This is a genomic window from Adlercreutzia shanghongiae (assembly GCF_035830635.1).
Classification (GTDB): Bacteria; Actinomycetota; Coriobacteriia; order Coriobacteriales; family Eggerthellaceae; genus Adlercreutzia; species Adlercreutzia shanghongiae.
This window is the reverse complement of the sequence record NZ_JAYMFI010000009.1, coordinates 280,942-290,994: the sequence shown is the minus strand read 5'-3', so window position 1 is coordinate 290,994 and position 10,053 is coordinate 280,942. Positions and strand designations below refer to the sequence as shown.

The window sequence follows — 10,053 nt, the reverse complement described above, 5'->3', positions numbered from 1 at the left end:
GAAGGAGCCACCCCCCCGCCTGAATAAGGAGGGCAATGGGAAGCTCCTTCTACTTTTTCAGCGTCACGACTTCTGACTCAGACATAACAAGGATCAGTTCGTCGATTTCGCCTTCTGTCATCTTCTTCTTCGCATAGTGCATAACGTTGTCGCGTGAAAGAGGCGTCTCCATCGCGCTGAGCACGACGCGGATTGACCTCGCCGGGGGATCGGCGTTCTTCATCTGCTCGATGGCACGATTGATGTTCCTCGTGACGGTTTTCTTCTCATTGGCACCGTCCGGGCACTTCAGTTCGTAGCGGTGTTCGCCCATGAGCAGATCAGGGGATGCCTTGCCGCGCCTGCGGGCATCAGCGTCAACCGCCTTCACCGTGAAGTCGCGTCCGTCTCCCATCAGCGCCTTATAGGCCCTGAACTCGTGCGGCTCGATCACGCGCGTCTCGAAATTGGCGACGCCCGAGGCACCGTCACCGAGGAATTGCCTGATCTCCTTGCGCATTTCTCTGTCCCTCTCATCTCTCCTCCACCGGCGGTAAAGCTCGGCGGGGTCGTATCCCTCGACCTCCATGCCCGGGAACCCCGGCACTATGCGGCAGTCGCAGTTGGGGTGGTAGTGGCCGCCCTCTGCCTTCTCCGATGCGGACTTCTCGCTCGCGTAGGCGAAGCCTCGGCTGGCGAGCATCAGGCAGAAGCCGCACGTCTCGGCCCCGCTCGGCACCCTGGCCCACTTGGGGCGCAGGGGGTCGCGGGCGGCGTTGGCCTTGACGCACTCCCCCGCCGACCGCTTCACCTCGTAGTCGGCGCGATCCTCGACCTGGCGGGCGAACTGGTCCCAAGGCTTGCCGTCAACGACCACCTGCACCATGGCCCTCACTGCGGCGGCGGTGGCCTCGGCGCTGTGGGCGCTCACGGCCTCGGCACCGAGGACGGCTCCGGCCTGGGCATCGCGAACCTCGTCGTAGAACTCTGCGGCGTAGGCGGCGGCGGTGTCCGACGAGGCGGCGCAGACGGGTTCCAGGATCGCTATGACCTTCTCGCGGAGGTCGGCGATGTCCTCGTACTCGATCTGCGCGAGCTGCGCGGCCACGACCCGGCGGGCGGCGGCCGACAGTGCGTTCAGCCTCCCGGTGTAGGAGTCGATGATCTCCCTAGGAAGCGTCGCCATCGTCGGCCTCCCCGGCGCTGTCGTCGTCCTCGGGCCTCGGCTTCTCGCCGGCCATCTGCTGGGCGATCATCGCCCTCGCCTCGGCCTTCGCCTTGTCGGACAACAGCCGCACGATCTGCGCCTCGTCGTAGCCGAGCTGTTCCAGCATCACGCGCGACTCGGCGAGCCAGGGAAGCACGGACGCCTGCTGGATCATCGCCGATGTCGTGCTCGCGACGCTCGGACGGTCGGGGCTGCGGAAGCGCGGCATGATGGTCTTCTCGGCATCGTCCAGATCGGACGCCGAGACTCCCTTGGTGACGGCCAGGGCGAGCTTGCCGATCCTCGCCAGGGCCGACGCGTTGTCGCGGTTGAAGTTCGCCGCGTCGATGATGGCGTCCTCCTTGGCCGCGAAGATGGCGTCCGCGCTGGCCGGGTTGTCGTGGATGACGCCCAGGCTGGAAATGGGAACCCCCGTCTCCCCCGCGAACTCGGCGGCGAGCTGCCTCATGTACTCGGTGTGGGGCTGCATCGACCCCTGCGAGAACTGGCCCACCTGGGGAATGTCGCCGTCCTCGTCCTTGGTTATGGCCAACCACTGGCCTATGTACTGCTCCCACTTGCTCTTCTCGGCGAAGATGGAGTCCTCCGCGCCCAGGATGTACTTCTGCGGAGCGGTGAAGAACTCCGCTGAAACGGCTGACCGAAGGCGCTCGCGCACGGCCTCGTCCGTGGTCGCGATGACGGCCGGAGAGATGCGGCTTCGCCCGAAGGGCCTCCCCAAGCGCGGCTTGTAGCGGATGGCCTCCACCAGCGGCCACGGCTGGGCGTGCTCCATGCGCCTCTCCACCACATAGCGCCCGTTGCGGGCCTTCCGCAGGACGATCACCACCCCCGGCTCGTGGAGGTTCATGGTCAGAGGCCCCTTGATCCTGCCGTCGCGGTCGTAGTCGAACTCGACGACGAGCAGGGCGCATCTGATGCGGTTGAGCCTGTCGTTCCAGAGCGCTGCGCCGTCCCTCGCGGAGTGCGCAGTCATCATGGCCCTCGGCTCCCCGGCACCTCCCGCCGTCACGGCGAGGAACGCCACGGAGGACACCATGCAGTCCTTCACGGCCTGGGCGTAGACGGATATGAAGTCGTTCTCGGCCAGGGCCTCGTCAAGCTCCGGGCACTTGTCGCGCCCCTCCATGACGAAGCCCTCAAGGATGCAGCGGTCTGCGATGTAGTCAACGGCCTTCTCGGGCCACGATACCACCGTCTTGATGCACTTGAGCGGGGGCGGGATGGCGATGCCGAGGTCTTTGAGCCTGTTGTGTGCGTTGTAGTAGCGCTCGCGCACAAGATTCTTCGCGCGCTTGCGCCACCAGACCGCCAGAAGGGCGTTGAAGTCGGCAAGCTCCGCCTCCGTCAGGCCCGTGACGGCCGACGCATGGGGAATGTCGTAGGTCATAGACTCCTCGCCTTCCTTCCCGGTCTCCTCTTCGTCGTCTTCACGCCCCAGAGCGCGAGCGACGCGCTCTCGATGGGGCCGCAGGGCACCTCGCCGTCACCGAAGCCCCAGCCGCCGCCGGAGCCTATCTCGCGCTTCTGCGCGGCTACTGCGGACTCGGTGAGGGTAGGCTGCCCGGAGTGGATCAGCGCCCCCTCGTCCACGGCGTCCTTGGTCATCGATGCCGCCGCGATCACCTCGGCGGGGCTGGCGACCTTGATCCCCCGCCTGGGGAACCCGCCGTCCAGGAGCTTCCGCTCAAGGGTCGCCGTGTTCGACTTCCCGTCTATGACGCAGATTGTGCACACGTTCTTTCGCTCGATGATCCAGTTGGCGAGCGCTGTCGTGCCGTTGGACGTGGTGCCCACTTCCAGGCACTCCACGAGCACGGGGCCGTCCTTGGGCTTCGCCGCCGCCGAAAGAGCGTAGGACTGCCCGTCTGCGGCGAACTTCACCCCGTAGGCCACCCGCTCGCCGTCGGTCTGCTCGGGCACTGGGTTCGCCTCGCACTCGGCCCACTTGGTCTTGGACAGCGCGGGGTTGCCGCCCGCCTCGTCGCTCCACCATCCCAGGCGCTCGCGGGCGAAGCCCTCGCGCGATAGCGTGTTCAGCTCGCTCTCGGTGAAGTCCTCGTCCAGGCGGATGCCCATGCCCGGGTTGGTCTCGTACCACCGCTCCTTGTCGGACACGTCGCCCACCTCGGCCACCGACCACTCGTGCCAGCAGCACCGCTTGTCGTCCCCCGAGAGGGCCGTCTTGCGCTTCTTGCGGAACACCGTGCCGGGCGACACCGGGGACGGAGGGGTGCCCGTGAATATGAGCTGGCGGTTGCCCGACGGCGCGGCGGCCATGGTGGACATGATCGCCTCCATCTGGTCGTCCGTAAGCTCCTGGGCCTCGTCGAATACCACGACATCGTAGGTTGAGCCTCGCGCCCCGCCGTTGACGCGGCTTGAGAACTCGATGGAGCCGCCGTTGGACAGCGCGATCGACTCCTGGCCGTTGGTCTTGCGGATTGACACGACCATCTCCGAGAGGTCGGGGTTGGCCCCCGGCCCCTCGAAGTACTTGACGAGGCGCAGGAACGACTTTCGGGCCGTGTCCACGCGGTGGGCCGTGTGCAGGATCTTCTCGCCCAGCACGGCCAGGCCGTACAGCTCGCGAGCTTCGAGGATCGCGTTCTTGCCGTTCTGGCGCGGCACGGACAGCCCGCACGAGATCGACGTGTAGCGGTCGTACTCGTCGCGCCCGAGCCACGAGCGGATGACGGTCTCCTGCCACTCGTCCAGCGTGAGGCCGCACTGCGCGGCGAGCCATGCGGCGTCGCCCCCGTCGGTGTCAACCTGCGGAGGCTCTACGGTGATTCGCGGCTCTTGACTGCCTATCCTGGTGCAGGACATGGATGATGCTCACCTCCCGCTTAGGCTCGGGAGCCTTCTCGTCGCGGATGCCGAGCTGCTTGTTGAGCTGGCGTATCTCCGCGCTGGCCTTCTTCATGATGTCCAGTTGGGGGATGGGCTTCACGTCCTCCATACGGTTCGAGTAGACGAGCTGGCCGTCCATGTCGTCCATGTCCTCTATGCACTGCTCCATGACGGCGAACCAGTGGCACAGCATGGAGAGGACGGGGGCGTCTGCGGCCTGGAAGTCGCGCCCCTCGGTGATCTCGTCCCACTTGGCCGACTTGACGGCGTTTGCGGCGATGGCCGCCGGCTTCTCGATCACGGCGCACCTCCTCCGGGCATGAAAAAAGCCGCCCCGAAGGACGGCTTGCAGTTTGCTATTCGGTTGCTTGCGGTTAGCTAAGCTCCCGCTATGTAGTCCTCAAGCTCCACCTTGTGGCGGGCGATGAGGAGGTCGTACCCTGGGGCGCACTCGGGGCACAGCGCCCGATCTCCCGCCACCTGCTCCCATCCGGGGAACTTGCGGGAGAACTCGAAGCTGGCCGTCACCTCGTCATCGGCGGGGATCGACGCCCCGCAGCGGTCGCAGACGAGAGTTCTCTGCATTCTGAATCCCATTAGATCGCTCCTTTGCTTAATGCGCTCAAAAGAAAACCGCCCCGGAGGGCGGTTCGCCGCAAGCGCCCGGACTCGCCACGCGGGGTCTCCCCTTGCGGGGTGCTCTGCTCCTGAGCTACGTCTTGCGCCTGTAAGTCTCCCACAGTGAGATGGCCCTGTCAACGACCGCGGATTCTTCTTGGGTAAGGTCGCCCCTGAACACGCCATCGAGGTAGCCGTCGTGCGCGTGAGGCTTCTTTTTCTCGTGAAAATGGTCGAGGTCTACGCGCTTGGCACGCTTACCGTCGCCGCCGTTGAAAATAACCGACTTCAGGTTTCCGTTCTTCTGATTGACCACGGCGTAGATACGACCAGGGGTCATGGACTCCACAAGAGTCTCGGCTTCTTTGCTGTTCGCGACAACTAGCTTCAAATCGCCGTCAGATGCCAGGGTTCTGTACTGGCTGCCGTACCGGTTTCCGGCTTTGCTGGAACCGCTGGACGCGCCCCTACCGCCCACGGCGAGCCCTCTTCCCGCTCATCCAACCCGTAACCGCCTCAGTCTCGCGGCGGTCGAATTGCTCGTATGTAGTGTTGCTCAGCCGATTGAACCGGTCGGCAGCGTGGCGCTCCTGCCGCCTCCGCGCTTCTTCGTCGCGCACGGCCTTCTGGTACTCCGGCTTCGCCTTCTCGCGGCGCATCTGCTCGGCCTCGATCTCGCTCATGCGGGCCGTCCCGGCCTGCCTCTGCTTCCGCGCCTCGTTCCACTTGCCGCGAGCGTCGGCGTCGTCACCAGTGCGGATCAGCTCCTCGCGCATATCCATTTGGAGCTGCCGCATCCTCTCGGCGAGCTGCTTGTCCTTGGCCGCCAGCTCGGCGCGCTCCTGCTTGAGCGCGGCGTCCGACATCGCAGACACGTTGCCGCCGACTCCGGATGCGCTCCTCGCGCCGCGACCGCCCATTACGAGGCCCCCAGGTATTCCATGGTGAGCCGGTGCGCCCTCTTGCGGCGCTCCCACTCCTGCGAGTTCCGACGCTTGGCCTCCTCGGCCGTGATGCCCTTGGAAGGATCGGCAAACCACCGGCCGCCCGACATAAAGCCCTTGGCCGCCTGCGCGAACTTCTCCCTTTCGAGGGACGAGGCGCTCTCCCTGGTCTTCTTGGAGAGGTTGCCCACCTGCGGGCTGCCAGCGCCGCCGTCGTAGGCCCAGCTCGCGATCTCGGCATGGGCGGCGGCGACGGTCTTGGAGTACTTGCCGGGGACGATCTTGGCGTCGGGGTTCATCCCGAGGCCCTTGATGGCGTTCCTGGCGTCGATCTCCATGGACACGCCCGACGATGCGCTCCTAGCGCCTCTTCCGCCCATGAGCTACCTCCCGAACGCGGCGTTTGCCGCGAAGTCCATGACCTCGGCGCTGCCGAAGTCGAAGTCCAACAATCCGCCGTACACGATGACCCGCGACGGCTCCAAGACGTGCAAGGCCTCTGCCATGCCGCGCCTCCAAACGTCCATGGCCGCCCCGTCGCCCTTCACGCCGACGGTGGACACCGCCACGGTCGAGTGCCTGGGAAGGCCGTCGAAGCAGAAGCCGTAGCTGCGCCCGTCCGTCCAGGAGAGCGTGGGGACGACGTTCGCCCCGGCCCTCTGCCAGAAGTTGCCCAGGGCGCGGCGGCGGTACTCGTTCCACTGCTGCATCGGCAGCGGCATGTCCATGTAGAGCGAGAAGTCCGGCGTCAGCACGGCCTCGAACGACAGGATCAGCTCAAGGTACTTGGCCGGGTTGGCCCACAGCCTCTCGAACTGGTAATCGTCGATGAAGAAGTGGAGCGTCTGGGCCTTGTCCTTCGCGGTCTTGGCGTAGTTGAACGGCAGCAGCGCCGTAGGGGCGAAGTCGCACGGTTCAATAGTCGGCATATCGTAGCGGCCCGCGCAATGCAGGGCGCTAACCTCGCGGAGGTTGTACGCGTCATCGGTTCGCAGCCGCTCGGCACCGTAGGGCTTGGCCTTGGCCTTGAAGTCGAAGCCCAGCTTGGACATATCGACCTTCTTGGCGAGCCTGCGGATCTCCTCGCGCTCAAGGGCGCGGTTCCACTTGCCGCCCTGGCCCGTCTTGTTGTCGGCGAGCCTGAACGCCGCAACCTCGTCGTCGGTGAGGTCGTCGCAGAACTCTATGTGCTCGTCGGGAAGCTCGTCCCATCCGAGCGACTTCAGCGCCATCACGCGGTGGTGCCCCGACACGATGACGGGGTTCTCGCGGCTGCGCAGCTTGATCTTGCCCCGGAAGCCGAACTCGCGGATGGACTCGGCGATGGCGGGCACCCCCGCCGCGTTGTCCCAGGCGTTGCGCTCGTAGGGAATCATGTCCGCTATGCGCATCCGGCACCTCCCGTCGAAGCTAGGCGCTTGCTATCGGTTTGCTACGGGTTTGCTAGGGACTAGCCCTCCCGTGGATAAATTTTCGCCAGCGGGGGGATAGGCCCTATGCCGCGGGGGTGGCCCAGGCCCCGGAGGGAGGGGGTCGCCCCCCTTCCTTTTCCGCGCCCGAGGCGCTGGGAGCCGATCCGAGGCCCCTGTGTCACCATCTGCGGCTCAGCGGGAGCCTGGGGGGCGCGGGAGCGTCTTGAGTCCTGTTTCCCTTCCTCTGGTTGCACAGGCGGTGGGAGGGGGCCACGTTGTCCGGATCGTACGGGCTGCCGCCCTTGGACACGGGCAGTATCTCGTCCAGCTCGTAGGACATGGGATCGCCCGGGGGAAGGGAGTAGTCTATGGGCATGCCGCATATGTGGCACGGGAGGCCCATGGCCCTGACCCTGTTCCTGAGCTTAGTCCTTCTGCTTCCGTTGGTTCTCCTGGGGTTGCCCATATACCCCCCTTATATACGGCCTGTATATAGGCCCTTGCATACGGCCCCTATATATGCCCCCTATACGGCGAAGATGCCGTCCATGGGGCTTCCCGAGTTCTCGAAGCACTCCATGATCTCCATGTAGCGGCTCTCCTCGATGGGGACGCCGATATGCGGTGCCCTCTCCGTGTACGGGATTCCGAGCGCCCTCAACATGGCGCGGGCCATCTCGGTGCCCTTGCGCCTGAACCAGTGCGCTGCGGAACTTGCCATGTACTCCTCGGTGACCATATAGCGCCCCTTCAATGAGAAAGCCGCCCTCCTTACCCGGAGAAGCGGCCTCTTTTCTTCCTTTTTCTCTTGCGGCGTCCCCGTCGCGCGGTTTCCGCCGATATCAGAATAGCACTGCTCAGGCGGTAACGGGCGGCAGACTTTCCCTCAAGTCGGCGTCGCAATTGGGGAATGCGTCTCGCCTCGCCTGCTCGGGCATCCTGGCCCACACCTCGGCGTAGCCGTTCCCGCTCATGAGCCTCACGGAGCGCTCGGAGTACCCTACGCTCCGTCCGACCTCGGCCCACGTCTCGCCCAAAAGGCAGTGGCGCATGACGGCGTACCCCGGCGTAGAGCAGGCGTCCATGACCTCGTAGGCCTCGGCTATGGACTCTGCAGCATGGGCCACGGCCTCGGACCACTCGGTGCACAGCTCCTCGATGGCGGCTATGCCCTCCTGCATGGCGTCGTGCCCTCCGCTGCCCGAAGGCCCCATGTTGGTGTAGTCGATTCCCCTGAGCCCCGTGACCCTGGCCCTCGCCTCGGCGATGCGGTGCTCAAGGTCGCGGACGCTGCGCTCCCTGCGCCTGACGTCAGACAGCCAGCTCCTCACCGCCTCGCGCATAACGTCGATGTGGCGCAGGGAAACGGTGCGGCTCTGGCTGTCCATGGGCGGTGCCTCTCTATTCAGTTGTGTGTGGGATAGGGCCGATTATAGCAGAACGACCCACAGAATGAACCGCACCAGAACCGCCACGGCGGCGAACACGAGCAGAGCGGCTATAACCGCGCCGCCGACCTCTCCGATGAACTTGCTCACTTCTTGCCTCCCTTCCACTCATCGCAGGTATTTCCGGGCGACGTGTGCGCCCCTTTCTTATCGCACCAGAAGCTGACGGCGTAAACGCCGCCCGGTTCCTTGTCGCGGCCCTTGCCGACAGTTCTCATGCGCTCGCACGTCTCGCAGGTTCCATTCATCGGGCATCGCCTCCGTAGTACCCGCGCGCGCGGTTCTTCTCGATGACAGCTTCCCGCAGGTCGTCTAACTCTTCATCTTCGAACTCCATGCGAAGCGCGGTCTCGGCGGCATGGATTACGTCCATCAGCTCCATCCCGTAGGCCAAGCGGGATTCCTTGGCCTTATCATGGTCAATGTCCTCGTTGGACGTGAACGCCATCTCGTGGCACCGCTTCATACCGCCGAGGGCTTCCGAGACCTCTTCAGCCTCCTGGGCGATGTGCTCCGCCTGCTGCTCGCCCGTCAACTCGCCGAGCTTCGCCATGGCGGGGAACCTGTAGAATCCCGTCATTCAGCATCACCGTCCAATACGCCGTTTATGACGTCTATCATCGCCGTACCGCATGTTTTGCACAGGTCGTAGGTGCGCACGATATCGTCAGATGCGTAGGTCGATGTATGCCTCTTCACGCGCATGGACACGCCGTTTACGTGCTCCGACATGTCTCGACCGCACCTGTCGCACACGGTTATAAGCTTCTTAGTCATCTATCTCCCTTCTCGAACTTAGCGCCGCAGTTGCGGCAGTACCTGTCGGCATCGCCCGGAACGACCTCGTCGCAAAAAGAGCAGCACGGCAGCTCCCAGTAGGGGTCTTCGTCGCCGAGCACGTTCCTCATGACCACCTTGGCAGTGAGGTGCTGGCTGTCCTGAGGCTCCCACTGAATCAGGTCGTCCATCAGCCTGCCGCCTCGCTCTTCAGCCATTTGAGCGCCTCGCTTCCGACGCTGACCACCGACATCTTCAATCCTGCGAGCGGATACTCCTTGTCGGCCTTCTCTTGCAGGGCCATGACGTAAGCGTCTACGAACGCCTCGATCACCAGGGCGGCACCCTCGGGCGTTGCCATGCTCTTCTCGAAATTGGTGGCCATTAGTCCTCTTCCTCGCTTTTGGTTATGTTCCGTGCCGCCGATACGAGGCTCTCCCTCGTGCAGTGGCCCATCTCGCGGCAGTCGGCCCACCGCTCCCAGGGGACGCAGTAGCTCTTCTTGCCGTCGATGACGGTGCCCTCATCGGGGCAGTCGCCGGGGGCCATCCTCGTACCTCCACTTCCATCCGTAGGCGGACCAGCCGGTGCGGCAGGCGCGGCATATGTTCGTCTGGTCGCCCAGCACGTCGTCGGCTGCGGCCTCCACGGACTCGTAGCGCCTGCCGTCCTCGCGCACTACCGGGCGCTTGCGTCCCCTTGGCACGCCATCACCTCCCTTCCCGGCCATTCCCGGTGCTCGGCCCCGGGAACCTCCGCCACGTCGCTGCGCAGCCTCCGGTGGTTCGCGGTCA

18 protein-coding genes are annotated in these 10,053 nt (G+C 64.9%); all 18 read right to left on the bottom strand.

The window, feature by feature from the left end:
• Window positions 1-49 precede the first annotated feature (49 nt).
• Window positions 50-1,165, bottom strand: a complete 1,116-nt coding sequence (locus VJ923_RS06185; RefSeq protein WP_326439617.1) for a VG15 protein — start codon at window positions 1,163-1,165, stop codon at window positions 50-52.
• Complete coding sequence (locus VJ923_RS06180) at window positions 1,149-2,597, bottom strand: phage portal protein (RefSeq protein ID WP_326439615.1); 1,449 nt, start codon at window positions 2,595-2,597, stop codon at window positions 1,149-1,151. The genes VJ923_RS06185 and VJ923_RS06180 overlap by 17 nt, the downstream gene beginning before the upstream one ends.
• A complete protein-coding gene (locus VJ923_RS06175; RefSeq protein WP_326439613.1) occupies window positions 2,594-4,036 on the bottom strand; it encodes a hypothetical protein in 1,443 nt (480 codons plus the stop codon). The genes VJ923_RS06180 and VJ923_RS06175 overlap by 4 nt, the downstream gene beginning before the upstream one ends.
• Entirely contained in the window at window positions 3,975-4,361 is a 387-nt protein-coding gene (locus tag VJ923_RS06170) for a hypothetical protein (protein ID WP_326439611.1), read from the bottom strand. Before VJ923_RS06170 ends, VJ923_RS06175 begins: the two co-directional genes overlap by 62 nt.
• Before the next feature lie 77 nt (window positions 4,362-4,438).
• Window positions 4,439-4,657, bottom strand: a complete 219-nt coding sequence (locus VJ923_RS06165) for a hypothetical protein (protein ID WP_326439609.1) — start codon at window positions 4,655-4,657, stop codon at window positions 4,439-4,441.
• A gap of 115 nt (window positions 4,658-4,772) precedes the next feature.
• Window positions 4,773-5,156, bottom strand: a complete 384-nt coding sequence (locus tag VJ923_RS06160; protein ID WP_326439608.1) for a hypothetical protein — start codon at window positions 5,154-5,156, stop codon at window positions 4,773-4,775.
• Window positions 5,146-5,544, bottom strand: coding sequence for a hypothetical protein (locus tag VJ923_RS06155; protein WP_326439606.1), 399 nt, complete (start codon window positions 5,542-5,544; stop codon window positions 5,146-5,148). Before VJ923_RS06155 ends, VJ923_RS06160 begins: the two co-directional genes overlap by 11 nt.
• Before the next feature lie 53 nt (window positions 5,545-5,597).
• The gene (locus tag VJ923_RS06150; RefSeq protein WP_326439605.1) at window positions 5,598-6,002 is read right to left on the bottom strand and encodes a hypothetical protein; all 405 of its coding nucleotides are present in this window, start codon (window positions 6,000-6,002) and stop codon (window positions 5,598-5,600) included.
• 3 nt (window positions 6,003-6,005) lie between these two features.
• Window positions 6,006-7,013: a DUF4417 domain-containing protein gene (locus VJ923_RS06145; RefSeq protein ID WP_326439603.1), complete on the bottom strand. Its 1,008-nt coding sequence runs from the start codon at window positions 7,011-7,013 to the stop codon at window positions 6,006-6,008.
• Window positions 7,014-7,212: 199 nt separating this feature from the next.
• Entirely contained in the window at window positions 7,213-7,437 is a 225-nt protein-coding gene (locus VJ923_RS12265; protein ID WP_407651370.1) for an HNH endonuclease, read from the bottom strand.
• Between the two features lie 123 nt (window positions 7,438-7,560).
• Window positions 7,561-7,773 carry a hypothetical protein gene (locus VJ923_RS06140; RefSeq protein WP_326439601.1) on the bottom strand — a complete coding sequence of 71 codons (213 nt, stop codon included), beginning with the start codon at window positions 7,771-7,773 and terminating at the stop codon, window positions 7,561-7,563.
• 118 nt (window positions 7,774-7,891) lie between these two features.
• Window positions 7,892-8,422, bottom strand: a complete 531-nt coding sequence (locus VJ923_RS06135) for a hypothetical protein (RefSeq protein WP_326439599.1) — start codon at window positions 8,420-8,422, stop codon at window positions 7,892-7,894.
• Between the two features lie 304 nt (window positions 8,423-8,726).
• Window positions 8,727-9,062 carry a hypothetical protein gene (locus VJ923_RS06130; RefSeq protein ID WP_326439597.1) on the bottom strand — a complete coding sequence of 112 codons (336 nt, stop codon included), beginning with the start codon at window positions 9,060-9,062 and terminating at the stop codon, window positions 8,727-8,729.
• Window positions 9,059-9,259 (bottom strand): hypothetical protein, encoded by a 201-nt coding sequence (locus VJ923_RS06125; protein WP_326439595.1) that lies wholly within the window; start codon window positions 9,257-9,259, stop codon window positions 9,059-9,061. The genes VJ923_RS06130 and VJ923_RS06125 overlap by 4 nt, the downstream gene beginning before the upstream one ends.
• Window positions 9,256-9,477: a hypothetical protein gene (locus VJ923_RS06120; protein WP_326439593.1), complete on the bottom strand. Its 222-nt coding sequence runs from the start codon at window positions 9,475-9,477 to the stop codon at window positions 9,256-9,258. The genes VJ923_RS06125 and VJ923_RS06120 overlap by 4 nt, the downstream gene beginning before the upstream one ends.
• Entirely contained in the window at window positions 9,450-9,644 is a 195-nt protein-coding gene (locus tag VJ923_RS06115; protein ID WP_326439591.1) for a hypothetical protein, read from the bottom strand. The genes VJ923_RS06120 and VJ923_RS06115 overlap by 28 nt, the downstream gene beginning before the upstream one ends.
• Window positions 9,644-9,808, bottom strand: coding sequence for a hypothetical protein (locus VJ923_RS06110; RefSeq protein WP_326439589.1), 165 nt, complete (start codon window positions 9,806-9,808; stop codon window positions 9,644-9,646). Before VJ923_RS06110 ends, VJ923_RS06115 begins: the two co-directional genes overlap by 1 nt.
• Entirely contained in the window at window positions 9,783-9,965 is a 183-nt protein-coding gene (locus tag VJ923_RS06105) for a hypothetical protein (RefSeq protein ID WP_326439587.1), read from the bottom strand. The genes VJ923_RS06110 and VJ923_RS06105 overlap by 26 nt, the downstream gene beginning before the upstream one ends.
• Between the last annotated feature and the right edge of the window lie 88 nt (window positions 9,966-10,053).

Excerpts from the sequence above, each read along its gene's own strand:
- VJ923_RS06185 (WP_326439617.1), bottom strand. The coding sequence starts at position 1,165 with ATGGCGACGCTTCCTAGGGAGATCATCGACTCCTACACCGGGAGGCTG.
- VJ923_RS06180 (WP_326439615.1), bottom strand. The coding sequence starts at position 2,597 with ATGACCTACGACATTCCCCATGCGTCGGCCGTCACGGGCCTGACGGAG.
- VJ923_RS06175 (WP_326439613.1), bottom strand. The coding sequence starts at position 4,036 with ATGTCCTGCACCAGGATAGGCAGTCAAGAGCCGCGAATCACCGTAGAG.
- VJ923_RS06165 (WP_326439609.1), bottom strand. The coding sequence starts at position 4,657 with ATGGGATTCAGAATGCAGAGAACTCTCGTCTGCGACCGCTGCGGGGCG.
- VJ923_RS06155 (WP_326439606.1), bottom strand. The coding sequence starts at position 5,544 with ATGTCGGACGCCGCGCTCAAGCAGGAGCGCGCCGAGCTGGCGGCCAAG.
- VJ923_RS06150 (WP_326439605.1), bottom strand. The coding sequence starts at position 6,002 with ATGGGCGGAAGAGGCGCTAGGAGCGCATCGTCGGGCGTGTCCATGGAG.
- VJ923_RS06145 (WP_326439603.1), bottom strand. The coding sequence starts at position 7,013 with ATGCGCATAGCGGACATGATTCCCTACGAGCGCAACGCCTGGGACAAC.
- VJ923_RS12265 (WP_407651370.1), bottom strand. The coding sequence starts at position 7,437 with ATGGGCCTCCCGTGCCACATATGCGGCATGCCCATAGACTACTCCCTT.
- VJ923_RS06140 (WP_326439601.1), bottom strand. The coding sequence starts at position 7,773 with ATGGTCACCGAGGAGTACATGGCAAGTTCCGCAGCGCACTGGTTCAGG.
- VJ923_RS06135 (WP_326439599.1), bottom strand. The coding sequence starts at position 8,422 with ATGGACAGCCAGAGCCGCACCGTTTCCCTGCGCCACATCGACGTTATG.
- VJ923_RS06130 (WP_326439597.1), bottom strand. The coding sequence starts at position 9,062 with ATGACGGGATTCTACAGGTTCCCCGCCATGGCGAAGCTCGGCGAGTTG.
- VJ923_RS06125 (WP_326439595.1), bottom strand. The coding sequence starts at position 9,259 with ATGACTAAGAAGCTTATAACCGTGTGCGACAGGTGCGGTCGAGACATG.
- VJ923_RS06120 (WP_326439593.1), bottom strand. The coding sequence starts at position 9,477 with ATGGCTGAAGAGCGAGGCGGCAGGCTGATGGACGACCTGATTCAGTGG.
- VJ923_RS06115 (WP_326439591.1), bottom strand. The coding sequence starts at position 9,644 with ATGGCCACCAATTTCGAGAAGAGCATGGCAACGCCCGAGGGTGCCGCC.
- VJ923_RS06110 (WP_326439589.1), bottom strand. The coding sequence starts at position 9,808 with ATGGCCCCCGGCGACTGCCCCGATGAGGGCACCGTCATCGACGGCAAG.